This window comes from Pandoraea pneumonica (genome assembly GCF_049918595.1).
Lineage (GTDB): Bacteria > Pseudomonadota > Gammaproteobacteria > Burkholderiales > Burkholderiaceae > Pandoraea > Pandoraea pneumonica_A.
In genome coordinates this window covers 1,432,243-1,448,305 of record NZ_JBNCRZ010000001.1, presented here as the reverse complement: position 1 = coordinate 1,448,305, position 16,063 = coordinate 1,432,243, and the positions used below count along the sequence as shown (strand labels likewise).

Below are 16,063 nucleotides of genomic sequence, written 5' to 3'. Positions count from 1 at the left end.
GCATCAGCAGCAGAGAAGTGAGATTATGTCGCAGCTTCTCGTCGTCGTCAACAGTTTTTTTCGCTTCTTTTCGCTCGTCGCCGTAGCGACTCACAAGCTCCAAAACCACTAACCACCGGGCTTTCCAGCCCGTCGCATCTTCCTGCTTCGCCGCTTTCGCTGCGTCGCTGTCGTTGCGAGAGACGGAATATTAGTGAAAACCCGGAACCAGCGCAAGCACTTTGTGAAAATAATTTGAAAAGGGCAAAAAAAGGCCCGCGTCGTGAGCGGGCCGAGATCCATGGGACAGGACTTCATGGAGGAGACAGGTTCAATGTATCCGGGCATGCCTGGGCGACGCAACCAACGAAATCGCATATGCTTTTGGCAAAGCTTCCCTATATGGAAAGGCCTCCCGGACGGTGGCCCTCCCCCTCCCTCTCTATATAGAGTGTTCGAGATGGCACTACTGCGACGCCTTCGGTCACGCTGGTCAGCCCTGCCTCGCCTGGCGTTTGCACTCGCGTTGTCGTTGGCCGCAGCGGCTTGCACCTCCGTCAGACCGCCGCCCGAACCCACGCAGTGGACGGTACACACGCCGACCGCCACCCCCGGTGCGCTGGCCGACGCCCTCGCGCCCGCCGTTCGTGCGCACGCCGGAGAATCCGGCTTCCAGTTGCTGGCCACCGGGTCTGCCGCGTTCACCACGCGCATCGCACTAGTTCAGTCGGCCCAGCACAGTCTCGACGTGCAGTACTACAGCGCCGGCGAAGACATCACCGGACGGCTGCTCCTGCAGTCGCTACTCGACGCCGCCGACCGGGGCGTGCGCATCCGCATGCTGGTCGACGATATCAACCGGCGCCACACCGATCCGACTTTCGCCGTACTCGACGAGCACCGCAACATCGAGGTTCGTGTCTTCAACCCGTTCGGCACACGCGACACCACCCTGCTCCAACGCGCAGGCAATCTTCTGACGGAGTTCGACCAGCTCAATCGGCGAATGCATAACAAAGCGCTCGTCGCCGACAACCAACTCGCCATCGTTGGCGGCCGGAATCTGGGCGACGAATATTTCGACGCCAATCCCGACCTCTCCTTCCGCGACTTCGATCTCTTATGCGCCGGCCCCGTGGTCGATGCCATCTCGCGCAGCTTCGATCATTTCTGGACGAGCCCCCAGTCGTACCCCCTTCGGCAAGTCCAGTCGAAGATCGACAAGGAAACGCTCAACGCCACCCGAGACGCCCTCGCCCAACACTGGCGCAACGCGGAAAACGTCCCTGCCGGACGCGACGCCCTTCACCAACCGCCACTCGCTGACGGATTGCGTAGCGGGACAGTGCCGCTGTTCTGGGCACCGGCCGAACTGGCCGCCGACAGCCCCGACAAGCTCGACACGCCAGCGAAGGAAACCACGAGCGCGCCGGGCGACAAACTCCGCGAGCTCACCACACACGCGCAAAGCGAAGTGCTGATCATCTCGCCCTACTTTGTCCCGTTGGATGGCGGCGTGAAGTTTCTCTCCGCACTGACGGCACGCGGGGTGAAGGTTCGCGTGCTGACAAACTCGCTTGCGGCCACGGATGTCGTTCCTGTCCACGCGGGTTATGCGCGATACCGGCCTGCGCTGTTGAAGGCCGGTATCGCGCTATACGAGTTCAAGCCGATCCGTACGGAAACGGCGCCGCGGCGCGTGACGTTCGGCGGCTCCTCTCGTGCGAGCTTGCACGGCAAGGCATACATCATCGATCGGCGCGACGTAGTGCTCGGATCTTTCAATCTCGACCCGCGCTCGGTACGTCTAAACACAGAGCTAGCCATCGTGATCCACAGCCCGGATTTCGCCGAGCGAATGGCAGGCATCTTCGACCGGGCGACCGCGCCTCGCGCGAGCTTCCGTGTTGAATTGGTACCGCCGGGCGTGGCGCCGCCAACGCCCACCCCGCCCACCATGCCAGCGCTACGTTGGGTCGGAGAAGAGAACGGCCAGCCGCGTACGTTCGACGTCGAGCCCTACGCCCCCTTCTGGCGAAACGCCGTGGCCGGCGCCTTCACGCTGCTTCCTAGCGACGATTTGCTGTAAGACTCAAAACTCCACCGTCGCCGACAACGTCGCCGAGCGCGCATCGCCGATGGCCACGAAGTACTGACTCGCGCTCGACGGGTAGTACGTCTTGTTGAACACGTTCTTCACGTTGAACTGGAAGTGCACCGGTTGACGCCCGATCTTCGTGTCGTACGTGGCGAACACGTCCGCCACGAAGTACGCCGGCAACGTGAAGCTGTTCGCCGAATCGCCCGGACGCGAGCCAATGTACCGGCCCACCGCCCCCAATCGCAAATTGCCGCCGCCGTCGCCCAACACCGGGCCCCAGTCATACACCCCTGCCAACGACGCCGAATGCTGCGCCACGTTCACCAGCGTGTTACCGGTGTAGAGCGGGTCTTCCGTCGTCTTCGCGTCGATAAATGCATAGCTGGCAATCACGTTCCAGCGTTGCCCGATACGCCCCGACACATCCAACTCCACCCCGCGCGAGCGCGCCGCGCCCGAGGTCCGCCAGTCGATCAGCTTGGTCGCATCGTTGAACTGCGAGACGAGCACGTTGCGCTTATTGATATTGAACAGCGCCAACGTGCCGGTCAGCCCGTTCGGCATATCGAGCTTTGCCCCGATCTCAAACGACTTGGCATGCTCAGGCGCCACATTGGCGTCGATCACCACCCCGCTGGAGAGCGGCGCAATGGTCGACGTCGGTTTGAGCGACTCGGAATAGCTGCCGTACAGCGACAGATAGTTCGTCGCCTTATAGACCACCCCCGCGCGCGGCAACCACTTCGAATCGGAGATATTCGTATTGACCTGGAACGGACGTCCCTTTCCCGCCAACTGGCTATACGTCAGCAAGCGCAAGCCGCCCACGAGAATCCAACGATCGGTCACGTGAATTGCATCCTGGAAAAACAGCGACGCGTCGTGCAGCGTATCGGTCTGATCGCTGTCTGCGGCCGACACCGTCGTCGGGATCACCTCGCAGCCATACACCGGACTCAGATAGTTGAACTTGCACGTCGAGGCCTGACGAATCAGATCGCGTCGATAAATGCGCCGATACTCCCAATCGCCGCCGAATTGCACGTCGTGCTGCATACCTGCCAGCTGCACGCGCCCATCGAGATAGGCGATGCCGTAGCTATCGGTGCTATCCGAGCCGCGCGTGCCGTCGTTACTGCGCGAGATGATGCCCGTCTTCGTATTGATGCCGTTCACACGCAACTGCGTCGCGTCGTACGTCTCAGTGTTGTAGCTGTAGCCGAAGTGCGCCTTCCAGTCGGCATTGAACTGATGGTCGACGGTGATCTGCGCCAGATGCGACTGCCCGGTCATCTCGTTGTGCACGTCGTCCAGACGCTCGCGTGGCGAAATCGCCAGCGGCTTGTTCGTCGTCGGATCGATCACCGTGCCCCGGTCGAACGGCGTGAGGAAGTTGCGATACTCGTACGACAGCACCACTTGCGTGTCGCGTCCGTAATAGGCCAACGTCGGGGCGACCAGCGTCTCACGCTGCGAACCGAAGTTGCGCCAGTACTGCTGGTTGTTCTGATCGACGACCAGCCGGTAAGCCAGCCCCGAATCGCCGATCGGCCCGGTGGTATCGAGCGTCTCTTCCGCACCGTTTTTGCCGTGACCATAGGTGGTGCCCGCCACACTCACCGCCGTGTATGGCTTAAGGAGCGGGCGCTTGCTCACCACGTTAATCACGCCGCCCGGGTCCATGATCCCGTAGAGCAGCGACGACGGCCCTTTGAGCACCTCGACGGCATCGGCATTCGCATTCAGCCCGCGCCCCTGCACGAGCGGCATGCCGTTGTGCATGATCGAGCCGTCCCGGTTGCCGCCGAACCCGCGTTTAAGCAGCGTGTCTTGCGTGCCCGCCAACGTATTGCCCTGCACGATGCCGCTCACGTTGATGAGCGCGTCGTCGAGCGTGCGCGCGCGCTGATCGGCCAGCACCTGCTGCGGTACCACGTTGATGGCTTGTGGAATGTCGAGAATCGGCGCATCGGCGCGTGCGATGTTGGCATCCGCAGGCGTGCGGTACGCGTCGGTCCATGCCTGCCCCTGCACATGCGTCGTGGGCAGCGCCACGTCACCGGAGCCACCGCCCGCCGCGAGTGTCGCTGCCGCTGGCGCGGCTTGCGGCACCAGTGTGAAGCCGGCGCCCTGCGGCGACGCCACCAGCCCCGTCCCTGCCAACACCTGCCCGAAAGCACCCGACACATCAAAACGTCCCTGCACCCCGGGGCTTTGACGGCCCGCCGTGAGCGACGGCGCGTAAGTCAGCAAGATGCCCGCTTCACGGCCGAAGCGCGTCAATACGGTGTCGAGCGAGCCCGCCGGAATATCGTATGCGCGGGTCGCAGTGGCAGGATTGGCCGCGACTTTCGCAGTCCCCGTCGGGTCCACCGGGGTCGAAGCATTCGCCTGCGCGTGTGCAACGCTCGCCGCAAACACCGACGCAAATGTCATCGCGACAGCGGCACAAATATGGCGGGGGCGCGAGGCGAGTGGTGCCCGGCGTTGCGTTACGGCAGGGAATTCAGAAAAGACGACGGCCATGATGGGATATCTCGTTCAGGCAATAGAAAGAAGGCTTCACTTCCCATGTCACGCGAGATGTACAAAACAGCTCACTGGCCGGACAAAAAAACTGAAAGACATCGAAAATCCTTCGAGCGCGGAATCGATGCTCACTGCGAGGCGCGTCTGAATCACCGCCGGACGGCGATCGCCAACGCGAGAATCAAGCGGCAGCGTTTTCAGGCACGCGGCCCGACGCTCACCCAATAGCGTGTGACGGATGCCACCGACACCGGCAGTGCGTGCGGCAGCACGGCCAGAATGGCGTCGATATCACCGAGCGGATACGTTCCCGATACGCGCAGCGCCGCCACGGCCGGATCGCAGCGCAGATAGCCGCGCCGATAGCGCGACAACTCCGCCAAGAACGTATCGAGCCGCATGTCGACTGCCACGAGCATGCCCTCGGTCCAGGCACCGCCACCGTCGTCGAGTCCGGTGAGCGGGTCGATCGTGCGCGCCGCGAACTGCGCCTGCTCGCCCGCCTGTACGATGCGCTCGATATGCGGCGCGCCCTGCGGCATGACGCGCACGGCGCCCTCGAATACCTGAACGCGGCCGCCGTTGGTGTCTTGCCGCACCGCGAACCGTGTCCCGAGCGGCTGCAACGTCGCTTGCGCAGTCGTGACAACCAACCGCCTCGGCGGCGAGTGTCCGGCGTCCTTGCCGGTCGTCACCATGATTTCGCCCTCGATCAGCGCGATTCGACGCGTCGCCCCGTCCATCGATAATCGCACCGCACTACGCGTGCCCAGCACGAGCGTCGTGCCATCCGCCAGACGCAACGTGCGCTGCTCACCGATGCCCGTACTCGCATCGGCCCGCAAGCGCTGCATGGCAAGCGGATCGGTCGCGAGCCACGCGCCGCCCCCCACGAACAGCCCGCCCACGATGACCTTGATCGCCGTGCGGCGTGCTCGCGAGCGCGGTGCACGAAGCGCGGCTTGCGCCACCGCGGCCCCCAACGTGTCGGACACGTGCCGCATGCGACCGTCCGCCGTCTCAATATGCCGCCACGCGCGTTCGTGATCGGGATGCGCCTCACGCCACCGCGCGCAGGCCGCACGTAGCGTGTCGGTGGCATCGCCGCCATGCAGCGTCACCCACCACTCCACGGCTTGCTGGGCGATACCGGGAGCAAACGGTTGCGCCATCGCCCGCCTCATGCCGACTCCATCGCGAAGAAGCACTGCGTACCGGCGCGCACCAAATAGCGTTTGACGGTCGCCAGCGAGATATTCAATTCGGTAGCAATCTCCGCGTGCGATAGCCCGTCGAGCTGCGCGAGCAGAAAGGCACGTTTGACGGGGGGCGGGAGGCCGTCGAGGCAGCGGTCGATCTCAAGCAGCGTCTCGAGCACGATGGCGCGTTCTTCCGGTGACGGCACGACGGCTTCGGGCTGCTGGGCGAGCGCTTCGAGATAAGCGCGCTCGATCTGGTCGCGCCGCCAGTAGTTATAGAGAACGCGCTGGGCGACGGTGGTCAGGAAGGCGCGCGGGGACGCGAGCAAGCGTGGCGGCTCGCGTTCGAGCAGACGGACGAACGTGTCGTGGGCAAGATCGGCCGCCCGATGCGAGCAACCGGTCTTGCGATGCAGCCAGCTATGGAGCCAGCCGTGATGATCGTGATAGAGCCCCTGCAACGTGTCGCGTTGCAGCGTGTCGTCGGCGGGCATGCGCCCCTCCTGTCCCCGGACCAGGTGTGGCCGGAAGGCTCAGGCACCCGCGTTGCAAATGAGAATCGTTCGCAGTATAGCAAACAAGTCCCCGGGGGACGTGCGATCAATAATCTCCGCTGCGAGGCCGTCGCGCGGGCGCGACAGCCAGTAAGGGATGTGCCGCTCGAAAGAAACACCGGCATGCAGCAATCACCGAAACACCCATCAGTAATAGGTATCTTCGAGCAGCATGTCTTCGAAGAACGCCCCGAAGCGGTGTTGCGGGTCGCGCAGGTGAATTTCGAGAATCCAGCGCATGGCCGACGGCGTCGATTCGAAGTCGGCAAGCGAGCCCGTGTGAATGGCGGCATGGGGAAAGTCGGACACGCGATGCCCCGGCAGGTCGAAGTTCAACGTCCATCCCATGCGCTGCGCCACCGTATCGGCGTAGGTATACAGCGCCTGCCCCGACACCCCATCGCGTAGCCATTTGCCACGCACGTCGTGAAACAGCGCTTCGGCATCGCGGGCACAACGGGCGTACTCGGCATGTTCGCCGACGACGAAGGTAGCACCGCCATCGCCTTCCCATGCGTCGAAGCGCGGCGCGATGTCGATGAAGAACAAATCGTCTTCGCCCAGCACCACGCCGAGCGTCGACGGTTGGCGCATGGGCTTCAGTGTGTTCACACCGAAGCGCACGCGCGTGGGGTGCCAGCTGAGTTCGAGTCCCGCGGACACAAGGACACCCTTCGCCATCGCGACGGCATCTTCCTCCACCATGCCCGGCCGCACCTGACGGGCGATCTCTTGAATGGCCGCGCGCGTCTTGTGGCGCGCCATGAGCATGCCGTCCACGGAGAATGCCGGGCCGACGCGCTCGGCGAGCGACGCGGCATCGGGGTAACGCACGCGGGTGGGGTCGGTTGAGGGGCTGACTAAAGTCGTGGTCTTCGGAAGTGACATCGATGGCCTCTTGTGGGAGGAAAAACGCGGCGACCCGATGCCGCCGTCAATGAGGCCCATTGTCGGAACCCTCACATTCCCTGCCACGCCCCTCGACCGTGCCAATTCCGCCAAACCGGGGGCCGTTCACGCCAACGTTCAGGCGTGATCCGCCCATCTGGCCGCTTTCTGCCAAAATGCAGCGCATTACTGCCAGCGTCCCTTCGCCATGATCCGCAATGTCGCCTTGCTGGTTTTTCCCGGCGTGCAGTCGCTCGATGTGAGCGGCCCGCTCGACGTCTTCGCCGAAGCGAATCGCTTTTTGCTGCCCGGCGATCACTATCAAGCGGAAGTCATCGGCACCCAGCACGGGCCGATTGCCTGTTCGAACGGCATGACGCTGCTGCCCCGCCGTCACTATCAGGAAGCGGGCGGGCATCTCGATTTACTGCTCGTCGCGGGTGGCCCGTCGCTGCTGACGGACGACCTCGGCCCTAACGTGTCGCGCTGGCTCCACGACGCCACCGCTCGGGCGCGCCGCTTCGGTTCCATTTGCAACGGCGCGTTAGTGCTCGCAGCGGCAGGACTGCTCGACGGCAAGCGCGTGACCACGCACTGGAACGACGTCGACGTCCTCGCGCAACGGGCCCCCGGTGCCCACATCGAGGCAGACCGGCTCTTTATTCAGGATGGGAATCTGTACACGTCGGCGGGCGTGACGGCGGGCATCGACTTGTCGCTGCATCTGCTCGCGCAAGATCACGGACAGGAAGTCGCGCTCAATGTGGCCAAGCGACTCGTGGTGTTCACCCAGCGCGCCGGCGGTCAGTCGCAGTTCAGCCCGTACCTCACGCCGTACGCCGAGCCGAATTCGCCGGTCGCGCAAGCGCAGCAGTATGTGCTGGAGCATCTGGCCGAGCCACTGTCGGTGGGTGACTTGGCGGCCGTGGCGAAGATGAGCGTGCGCAACTTTTCCCGCGTGTTTGCGCGCGACGCCGGCGTGACGCCCGCCGATTTCGTGAGCGCCGCCCGCATCGACGCGGCACGCGTCATGCTGGAGAACGGCACTGCGCCGCTCAAGACGGTGGCATGGCAGTGCGGTTTTGGCGATCCGCACAACATGCGCAAAGTGTTTCAGCGCCGATTCGGCGTGTCGCCGCAGCAGTACCGCGAGCACTTCGGACAGCCGCAGGACTGAGCGGCCGCCGTCATCGCACGACGTCTCGCCATCAATGCCAGTAAGAAAACGCCGCCAGCGACAGCATCACGACGATCGCGCCGCCGATGCGAGTCGCAATCTGTGCGAACGGCATCAGTTCCATGCGGTTCGCTGCGGTAAGAATCGCCACATCGCCGGTGCCGCCCAAGCCGCTGTGTGTCACGTTGACGATGGCCGCCTCTACCGGATACATCCCCACCCACTTCGCCACGAAAAACCCCGTCACCGCGAGCGAGAGCACCGTCGAGACGGCGGTCACGATATTGATCCAGTGAAAGGCCGTGACGATCTCGCCCCACGGCGTCATCGCGATACTGATGGCGAACATCAGCGGATAGGTCACCGCCGTTGAGAAGAAGCTATACATGAAGCGCGCCCCGCCCCGCACGCGCGGCGACACGATCTGGAACAACTGCGCGATCACCACGAAGACGAGCATCACCACAGGCGCGGGCCAGTGGAACCATTGATGACTCAACACGCCTAGCAGATACAGCGCGATAGCCGTGCCACCCGCCGCCGCCAAACTCGACGCGTCGAAGCTTTGCGACGACTCGTCCGGCGCCGCACTCACCTCGTTCGCGGGCACGACGGTCAACTGCCCGTTACCGGTGAGCTTCGGCTTGCGCGCGCCGAGATAGCTCAACAAGCCCGCCAGACAGATGGCCGAGATGTTGCCGAGCATCGCCGCCGAGAGGGCTTGTGCGAAGAGCGGCCCTTGTTCCACGCCGAGAATTTGCGCATAGCCCGCCGAGAGCGGCAGCGCACCTTCGCCGACACCGCCCGCCATGATCGGCACGACGATGTAGAAGAACACCTGCTTCGCTTCCAGACCGAGCGCAGTGCCGACCGACGTCCCGACAATGGCTGCCACAACGGAGCCGCTCGCGAGCGGAATGAAAATGCGCACGAACCCTTTCACGAGCGTGCGCCGGTCCATGCTCAGCACACTGCCGACGATGATGGCGGCGATGAACAGATACAGGAAGTTGGAGCTTTTGGTGAACGTGGTGACGGCCTTCGTCACCGGCTCGGGCATGAGTCCGTAATAGACCATCGCCGACGGGATGAACGCCGCGAAGATCGACGTCGCCCCGATGTGACGCACCCACGGAATACGCTTGGCCAGTTCCGCGCAAGTGAAGCCGCCCACGGCGACGAGCGCGATACCGGTCGGCAGATCCGACGCGAGCTTGCCGTTGTGCGCCATCGCCGCGAGGATAGCCACGAGCAGCAGATACACCGGCAACGGCAGCGCGCCGATGCGCAAGTCGAACACCGCCCACCAGCGCTCTCGTCGCGACCTCGCCGAACTCGCACCGTGCTTCGGTGACGCCGGGTTCGCGGGCGCAGACGCCCTCGCCGCGTCGGCGCGCGTGGTGATGGTTTCCATGGATTTGTCTCCGTTCATCTTATATAGGGCGCGCTGTGTCGCGAATCGCCTCGCTTGTCGCGCGCTGGGGGATTCGCTTACTGCACCGCCTTTGTCTCTCGCAACGCCGCGATCTCCGCATCTGGCAAGCCGAGATCGCGCAGCACTTCATCGGAATGCTGGCCGAAGGCGGGCGCGGCGCGTGATACGGGCGCATCGTCGGCACCGTCACTCGGTCCGGCCTTCGGCCCCGCACTCGTGCCATTACCGAATCGGATCGGCTGTCGAAAGCCGCGATATTCCAGATCGCCGTGCGCGCCCGCATACGTGTAGCGCTGCACCATGGCTTCGGCCTCGACCTGCGGATCGTCGAACATGTCTTCGATACGACGGGCGGCGGCACACGGCACGGCATCGCCGAAGATCGTCTCCCACTCACGCGCGCTGTGCGCCTGCAACGCCGTGTGCAACTGCGGCACGATCTCGTCGCGGTGTTGCGCGCGTTTGCGCACAGAATCGTAGCGCTCATCCGTGGCGAGCACCGACATGCCCGTCTTCTCGCATAGCGCCTGCCAGAAGTGCGCCGTGTTGGCCGAGATATACAGATAGCCATCGCGCGTCGGATGAATCCCGGTGATGCCGCCCGAGCGCATGTCGCGACCGACGTCGCGCGGCTCGCCATCGGCCCAGACCATACGGGCCGACTGCATCGCCAACGCGCTGCGCAGCAACGACACGCCCACGTACTGCCCTTCCCCCGTGCGCTCGCGCGCGAACAGTGCCGACGACACGCCTGCCGCAACCAACGACGCCGCATAGTAGTCGACGACCGAGCCGTACAGAATCTCGGGTGGTCCATCGGGCTTGCCCTGCATCGCACACATGCCCGTCATGGTTTGCAGCACTTGGTCGTAGCCAGCCTTGTCTTTGTTCGGGCCGGTATCGCCGTAACCCGTCACAGCGCAGTAAATCAAGCGCGGATTCACGTCGCGCAGTTGCTCGTACGCGATACCGAGGCGCGCCGGCACGTTCGGGCGAAAGTTATGCACCAACACGTCGGCCGATTCGACCAGACGGCGCAGCACCGCGAGCGCCTCCGGCTGCTTGAGATCGAGCACGAGTCCGCGCTTGCCGCGATTGACGCCGAGAAACGCGCGGCTCTCCGCCGCTAACGTCGACGGGTACTTGCGCAAATTGTCGCCGGTGGGCGGTTCGATTTTGATGACTTCTGCGCCCTGATCGGCGAGCAATGTGCAGCCGTAGGGACCGGCGATGTAGGCGCTCAGATCGAGCACGCGCACGCCATCGAGCGGGCCAGCGGGGGATGCGGCAACACCTGCACCGGCGGCAGGAGACAGGAGGGGATCTCGTTTCATGGTCATCGGGTCACAGCGTGTTCGTCGCGCAGCAGCCCCATGCGGCGTGCGGCGCCCAGCAATGTGCGGGCGCGCTCGACAAACGGCACGTCGATCATCTTGCCGTCGACGACATAAGCACCGACGCCGTCACGCGTTGCGTTGCGCGCGGCATCGACCACTCGCAAGGCGTGGGCGATTTCTTCGTCGGAGGGGCGGAAAACATCGTTAGCGAGGGCAATCTGGCTGGGATGAATACAGCTCTTGCCGAGGAAGCCCATCGCGCGGGCGAGTTGCGCTTCAGCGCGAAAACCCGCTTCGTCTTTGATGTTGGCGAAAGCCGAGTCGTAGGCGAACACACCGGCTTCACCGGCCGCCATGCGCAGCGCGAACATCGCCTGCGAGATCGCCGCCGTCTCGCGACGCGCGATGCCCATCGGTTCGAACAGATCGCCCAACCCCAATTGCAGCCCCGCCACACGCGGATGGGCCGCCGCGAGTTCTGCCGCGCGGCGCAGTGCCTGCGGCGATTCGATATTGAGCAGCAAGCGCACAGGTGTCGCGACGCCGTTGGCGCGCTCGGCCTGCGCAATGCGCTCCGCGGCGGCGTGCACGTCGGCAGCGCACTCGGGCTTCGGCAGATTGATGAGCGCGACACCGGGCTGCACGGCAGCGTCGATGTCGTCGGCGAAGTGCGCCGAGTCGAGCGCGTTCACACGCACGATCAGTTGCTTGTCGAGGCTGCGGGTGTCGAGCATGCGCAGCCAGTCGCGCAATGTATTGCGCGCGTCGTGCTTGCGCTCGGGCGCGACGGAATCTTCCAGATCGAACGACAGCGCGTCGGCCGCACTGGCGAGCGCCTTGCCGAAGAGCTCCGGGCGCGACGCGGGCACGAAGAGTTTGCTTCTCATGTCTCCAGTCCTTGCTTGCTTTTCTGACTGGAAATGAGTCTAAGTGCCGTCTTGATTTAGATAAACTATCTGCACCTATCTTAAAAACGTAGCAAATCTATCGTTATGGATACCGCCTTTCTCGCCAATCTTTTGCTCGTCGTCGATAGCGGCTCAATGGCTGAAGCCGCGCGCCGCATTGGCGTGACGCCTGCGGCCATTGCACAACAGGTGCAGGCGCTAGAGCGCGAGTTGGGGGTGCCGCTTCTGGTGCGCGCGGGGCGTACCGTCATTCCGACGGAGGCCGGGCATCGTGTGGTTGAAAAAGCACGGGAGCTGGTGCGCGAGGCGGCCGAACTCAAGGCAGTGGCGCTCACCGACGAGCCGTCGGGCGAGCTGCGCATCGGCACCATTACGACGGCGCTGCTGAGTTTGCTGCCTGACGTGCTGGCGAACTTCTCGACGGCATTCCCGCAGGCCAAGGTGCTGATTCGCGCGGGCACGTCGATGGAGTTGTACGACACGCTGCAACGCGGCGATCTCGATGTGGCGATTTGCCTGCATCCGCCGTTTGCGCTGCCCAAGGCGTACGACTGGCACTTGTTGCGAGAAGAACCGATTGTGGTGCTCGCGCCAGCGCATCTGGCCCACGAGACGCCCCACACGCTGCTGCGGCGCGAGCCGTTCATTCGCTATGACCGGTCGCTGGGCGGCGGCAAACAAGCGGATCAGTATTTGCGCGCGGCGAAGATCGTACCGAACGAGTTGTTCGAGCTGAATTCGTTGATGGCGATTGCGATGATGGTGGATCGTCGGTTAGGTGTGTCGCTGGTGCCTGACATTGTGTCGCCACTTACGAGTGGCTTGGACGTCGTTCGTCTCCCGCTACCCGCCCCGGTCGAGCGCCGCCGCTTCGGCCTACTGTGGCATCGAGCTTCGCCGCGGGCGCGGCTGATCAAGGGGTTGCTGGCATGTGCGACGCGGGCGGTCGCCCCCAATTAACGAGCGAGCCACGGCCCTCGGGCCTACCTAACACGCCCCCGCAATCACCTCCGCCATCTCATGGAAAACATTTATTGACCGACCGGCCGGTCGGTTTATAATGCGTTCCATATTCCCCACATGCCGCGGAGGCCTCCCTCTATGTATACGCAAGCCATCGATCTGGCCGGCAACAGCCCCAAGGGCGTGCGCGCCCTGAGCGAGACGGAGCAGCAGCAACAAGCCCGCTTCGACGCGCGCATGGCCGCCGATCAGAAGATCGAGCCGCAGGACTATATGCCCGCCGAGTATCGCAAGACGCTCGTGCGCCAGATTTCGCAACACGCGCACTCGGAAGTCGTCGGCATGCTGCCCGAAGGCAACTGGATTTCGCGCGCGCCCAGCCTCAAGCGCAAAGCCATTCTGCTCGCCAAAGTGCAGGACGAAGCCGGTCACGGCCTCTACCTCTACTCGGCCGCCGAGACGCTCGGCACCTCGCGCGACCAGATGCTCGACGCCCTGCACTCGGGCAAGGCCAAGTACTCCAGCATCTTCAATTACCCCACGCTCACCTGGGCCGACGTCGGTGTGATCGGCTGGCTCGTCGATGGCGCCGCCATCATGAACCAAGTGCCGCTGTGCCGCTGCTCGTACGGCCCGTACGCGCGCGCCATGATCCGCGTCTGTAAGGAAGAATCGTTCCACCAGCGCCAAGGCTTCGACGCCCTGCTCGCGATGATGAACGGCACGCAAGCCCAGCGCGACATGGTGCAAGAAGCCGTCAACCGCTGGTGGTGGCCGGTGCTGATGATGTTCGGTCCGAGCGACAAGGAATCGATCCACAGCGCGCAGACCATGAAGTGGGGCATCAAGCGCATTTCGAACGACGACCTGCGTCAGAAGTTTGTCGACGCCGCGATCGAACAGGCCAAGGTGCTCGGCGTGACGTTCCCCGACCCGGATCTGAAGTGGAACGAAGCCCGCAAGGCCCACGATTACGGCGAAATCGACTGGTCGGAATTCTGGCGTGTGGTGAACGGCGAAGGCCCGTGCAACAAGGAACGTCTTGGCACGCGCGTGGCCGCTCACGAGAAAGGTGCCTGGGTGCGCGATGCGGCCCTCGCCCACGCCGCCAAGCAACGTCAGCGCGCAGAAAAACAAGCGGCCTAAAGCTAGTCGCGATAGTCGCGAACTCGCGCGGCAACCTCACAGACACGCGGGACGCCCCGCATCAGGAACGATCATGACGCAAGCAACTAACAAGGAATGGCCCCTCTGGGAAGTGTTCGTGCGCAGCAAGATGGGCCTCGAACACAAGCACAGCGGCAGCCTGCACGCCGCCGACGCTGAAATGGCGCTGCGCATGGCGCGCGACGTCTACACGCGCCGCCAGGAAGGCGTGAGCATCTGGGTCGTGCCCTCGGCCGCCATCACGGCTTCGGCACCGGAAGACAAGGCCGAACTGTTCGACCCGGCCGCCGACAAGATCTACCGCCATCCGACCTTCTATCAGTTGCCGGAAGAAGTGAACCACATGTAAGTGGCTGCGCGCCGTCTGTCACGGCGCGCCCCGAGCGAGACACCAGAACATGAAACCGACGCAGGAACACCTGTCCTATCTGCTGCGCCTTGCCGACAACGCGCTGATCCTCGGTCAGCGCAACGCGGAATGGTGCGGTCACGGCCCCGTGCTCGAAGAAGACATCGCGCTCACCAACCTGAGCCTTGATCTGATCGGCCAGGCACGCATGCTCTATCAGCACGCCGCCAAGCTCGAAACCGAACTCACCGGCATTACCAAGCAAGAAGACGACTACGCCTTCTGGCGCGACGAATTCGCGTTCCGCAACTGGACCCTCGTCGAGCTGCCGCATTACGGCCCGACCGCTGGCACCTCCGCTGCCGAGCGCGACTACGCTGTCACGATCGTGCGCAACTTCCTGTACTCGGCCCTGATGGTCGAAGTTTGGCAAGCCCTCGCACAATCGAGCGACGCAGAACTCGCGGCTATCGCCGCGAAGTCGGTGAAGGAAGCGCATTACCACCTGCATCACGCACGCGACTGGCTGGTGCGCTTTGGCGACGGTACGGAAGAATCGCATCGCCGCGCTCAAGCCGCACTCGACTACCTGATGCCGTACATGAACGAAGTCTTCAAGAGCGATGCACTCGAAGACGCCGTGGCCGCTGCCGGTACGGGCGTGACGATGGCCGGTCTGAAGGATGCGTGGCAAGCGGTCGTGACCGACGCGCTCGACGAAGCCACGCTCAGCGCACCGGTGGCCGGCGCGTTCGAGAGCACGGGCAAACTCGGCCATCACTCCGAGCACATGAGCTATCTGCTCGGCGAGATGCAGGGCATCGCACGTCAGCATCCCGGCGCAAGCTGGTAAGCCGACGAGACGAACGCCGCGATGCACACGCCCATCGACACGATCATGAATCTGCCACTCACGCCGCCCATCGCCCCCGACGTGCTCACGCCGGCCTCGGAAGCCTCGTTGCCGCTCGCGTGGCAGACGCTCGAATCGGTTCCCGATCCCGAGATTCCGGTCGTGTCGATTCGCGAACTCGGCATTCTGCGCGATGTGCGCGTCGTGCAGAACGCCAGCGGTGCAGTGTCGTTCGAGATCGTGATTACGCCAACGTATTCAGGGTGTCCGGCCATGCAGCAAATTGCCGAAGACATCGACGCGGCAATGACGCGCGCCGGCCTCGGCCCGTGGCACATCACCACGGTGCTGGCACCGGCATGGACCACGGACTGGATCAGCCAGGAAGCCCGCGAGAAGCTGCGCGGCTACGGCATTGCGCCGCCCACGGGCGCGCATGCGGTGGCCGCCGACGCACCGCGCAAGATCACGTTCTACGGCCGCCCGAAAGACGGTGTGACCTGCCCGCACTGCGGTTCGACCGACACGGAAGTGGTATCGGCCTTTGGCTCGACCGCCTGCAAAGCGCATTACCGTTGCCGCACGTGCCGCGAGCCGTTCGACTACTTCAAGCCCTATTGATTG

At 63.9% G+C, this 16,063-nt stretch carries 14 protein-coding genes; 7 read left to right on the top strand and 7 right to left on the bottom strand.

Annotation, left to right across the window (positions count from 1 at the left end; genetic code table 11):
• Positions 1-439 precede the first annotated feature (439 nt).
• Positions 440-2,068 (top strand): phospholipase D family protein, encoded by a 1,629-nt coding sequence (locus ACPWR9_RS06590; RefSeq protein WP_426295964.1) that lies wholly within the window; start codon positions 440-442, stop codon positions 2,066-2,068.
• A 3-nt stretch (positions 2,069-2,071) separates the two neighbouring features.
• Here the strand turns inward: ACPWR9_RS06590 and ACPWR9_RS06585 are convergent, their stop codons facing one another.
• The 4 genes from ACPWR9_RS06585 to ACPWR9_RS06570 form a co-directional block, all read right to left on the bottom strand.
• A complete protein-coding gene (locus tag ACPWR9_RS06585) occupies positions 2,072-4,606 on the bottom strand; it encodes a TonB-dependent siderophore receptor (RefSeq protein WP_426295965.1) in 2,535 nt (844 codons plus the stop codon).
• 200 nt (positions 4,607-4,806) lie between these two features.
• Positions 4,807-5,781: a FecR domain-containing protein gene (locus tag ACPWR9_RS06580; RefSeq protein WP_426295966.1), complete on the bottom strand. Its 975-nt coding sequence runs from the start codon at positions 5,779-5,781 to the stop codon at positions 4,807-4,809.
• Positions 5,782-5,789: 8 nt separating this feature from the next.
• Complete coding sequence (locus ACPWR9_RS06575) at positions 5,790-6,302, bottom strand: sigma-70 family RNA polymerase sigma factor (protein ID WP_426295967.1); 513 nt, start codon at positions 6,300-6,302, stop codon at positions 5,790-5,792.
• A 207-nt stretch (positions 6,303-6,509) separates the two neighbouring features.
• On the bottom strand, positions 6,510-7,133 hold the full coding sequence (locus ACPWR9_RS06570) for a M24 family metallopeptidase (protein WP_426296602.1): 624 nt from the start codon (positions 7,131-7,133) through the stop codon (positions 6,510-6,512).
• A gap of 325 nt (positions 7,134-7,458) precedes the next feature.
• Here ACPWR9_RS06570 and ACPWR9_RS06565 point away from each other — a divergent pair, with 325 nt between their 5' ends.
• Positions 7,459-8,427 carry a GlxA family transcriptional regulator gene (locus tag ACPWR9_RS06565; RefSeq protein WP_426295968.1) on the top strand — a complete coding sequence of 323 codons (969 nt, stop codon included), beginning with the start codon at positions 7,459-7,461 and terminating at the stop codon, positions 8,425-8,427.
• A 31-nt stretch (positions 8,428-8,458) separates the two neighbouring features.
• Here ACPWR9_RS06565 and ACPWR9_RS06560 read toward each other — a convergent pair whose 3' ends face one another.
• The 3 genes from ACPWR9_RS06560 to ACPWR9_RS06550 form a co-directional block, all read right to left on the bottom strand.
• Positions 8,459-9,841, bottom strand: a complete 1,383-nt coding sequence (locus ACPWR9_RS06560; protein WP_426295969.1) for a 2-hydroxycarboxylate transporter family protein — start codon at positions 9,839-9,841, stop codon at positions 8,459-8,461.
• Positions 9,842-9,918: 77 nt separating this feature from the next.
• Positions 9,919-11,196, bottom strand: a complete 1,278-nt coding sequence (locus tag ACPWR9_RS06555; RefSeq protein WP_426295970.1) for a CaiB/BaiF CoA transferase family protein — start codon at positions 11,194-11,196, stop codon at positions 9,919-9,921.
• A gap of 2 nt (positions 11,197-11,198) precedes the next feature.
• On the bottom strand, positions 11,199-12,086 hold the full coding sequence (locus tag ACPWR9_RS06550; RefSeq protein WP_426295971.1) for an HpcH/HpaI aldolase/citrate lyase family protein: 888 nt from the start codon (positions 12,084-12,086) through the stop codon (positions 11,199-11,201).
• 105 nt (positions 12,087-12,191) lie between these two features.
• On the opposite strand from ACPWR9_RS06550, the gene ACPWR9_RS06545 reads away from it, so the two are divergent.
• From ACPWR9_RS06545 to paaD, 5 genes are all read left to right on the top strand, one after another.
• Complete coding sequence (locus ACPWR9_RS06545) at positions 12,192-13,067, top strand: LysR family transcriptional regulator (protein ID WP_426295972.1); 876 nt, start codon at positions 12,192-12,194, stop codon at positions 13,065-13,067.
• Between the two features lie 141 nt (positions 13,068-13,208).
• Positions 13,209-14,216, top strand: coding sequence for a 1,2-phenylacetyl-CoA epoxidase subunit PaaA (gene paaA / locus ACPWR9_RS06540; RefSeq protein ID WP_150679246.1), 1,008 nt, complete (start codon positions 13,209-13,211; stop codon positions 14,214-14,216).
• Positions 14,217-14,289: 73 nt separating this feature from the next.
• Positions 14,290-14,586 carry a 1,2-phenylacetyl-CoA epoxidase subunit PaaB gene (gene paaB / locus ACPWR9_RS06535; RefSeq protein WP_426295973.1) on the top strand — a complete coding sequence of 99 codons (297 nt, stop codon included), beginning with the start codon at positions 14,290-14,292 and terminating at the stop codon, positions 14,584-14,586.
• Between the two features lie 49 nt (positions 14,587-14,635).
• A complete protein-coding gene (gene paaC, locus ACPWR9_RS06530; RefSeq protein ID WP_426295974.1) occupies positions 14,636-15,439 on the top strand; it encodes a 1,2-phenylacetyl-CoA epoxidase subunit PaaC in 804 nt (267 codons plus the stop codon).
• Positions 15,440-15,460: 21 nt separating this feature from the next.
• Entirely contained in the window at positions 15,461-16,060 is a 600-nt protein-coding gene (paaD, locus tag ACPWR9_RS06525) for a 1,2-phenylacetyl-CoA epoxidase subunit PaaD (protein WP_426295975.1), read from the top strand.
• Positions 16,061-16,063 lie beyond the last annotated feature (3 nt).

Bases quoted from the DNA above. Each gene is read 5' to 3' on its own strand.
- ACPWR9_RS06590 (WP_426295964.1), top strand. From the start codon at position 440: ATGGCACTACTGCGACGCCTTCGGTCACGCTGGTCAGCCCTGCCTCGC.
- ACPWR9_RS06585 (WP_426295965.1), bottom strand. From the start codon at position 4,606: ATGGCCGTCGTCTTTTCTGAATTCCCTGCCGTAACGCAACGCCGGGCA.
- ACPWR9_RS06580 (WP_426295966.1), bottom strand. From the start codon at position 5,781: ATGGCGCAACCGTTTGCTCCCGGTATCGCCCAGCAAGCCGTGGAGTGG.
- ACPWR9_RS06575 (WP_426295967.1), bottom strand. From the start codon at position 6,302: ATGCCCGCCGACGACACGCTGCAACGCGACACGTTGCAGGGGCTCTAT.
- ACPWR9_RS06570 (WP_426296602.1), bottom strand. From the start codon at position 7,133: ATGCTCATGGCGCGCCACAAGACGCGCGCGGCCATTCAAGAGATCGCC.
- ACPWR9_RS06565 (WP_426295968.1), top strand. From the start codon at position 7,459: ATGATCCGCAATGTCGCCTTGCTGGTTTTTCCCGGCGTGCAGTCGCTC.
- ACPWR9_RS06560 (WP_426295969.1), bottom strand. From the start codon at position 9,841: ATGGAAACCATCACCACGCGCGCCGACGCGGCGAGGGCGTCTGCGCCC.
- ACPWR9_RS06555 (WP_426295970.1), bottom strand. From the start codon at position 11,196: ATGAAACGAGATCCCCTCCTGTCTCCTGCCGCCGGTGCAGGTGTTGCC.
- ACPWR9_RS06550 (WP_426295971.1), bottom strand. From the start codon at position 12,086: ATGAGAAGCAAACTCTTCGTGCCCGCGTCGCGCCCGGAGCTCTTCGGC.
- ACPWR9_RS06545 (WP_426295972.1), top strand. From the start codon at position 12,192: ATGGATACCGCCTTTCTCGCCAATCTTTTGCTCGTCGTCGATAGCGGC.
- paaA (WP_150679246.1), top strand. From the start codon at position 13,209: ATGTATACGCAAGCCATCGATCTGGCCGGCAACAGCCCCAAGGGCGTG.
- paaB (WP_426295973.1), top strand. From the start codon at position 14,290: ATGACGCAAGCAACTAACAAGGAATGGCCCCTCTGGGAAGTGTTCGTG.
- paaC (WP_426295974.1), top strand. From the start codon at position 14,636: ATGAAACCGACGCAGGAACACCTGTCCTATCTGCTGCGCCTTGCCGAC.
- paaD (WP_426295975.1), top strand. From the start codon at position 15,461: ATGCACACGCCCATCGACACGATCATGAATCTGCCACTCACGCCGCCC.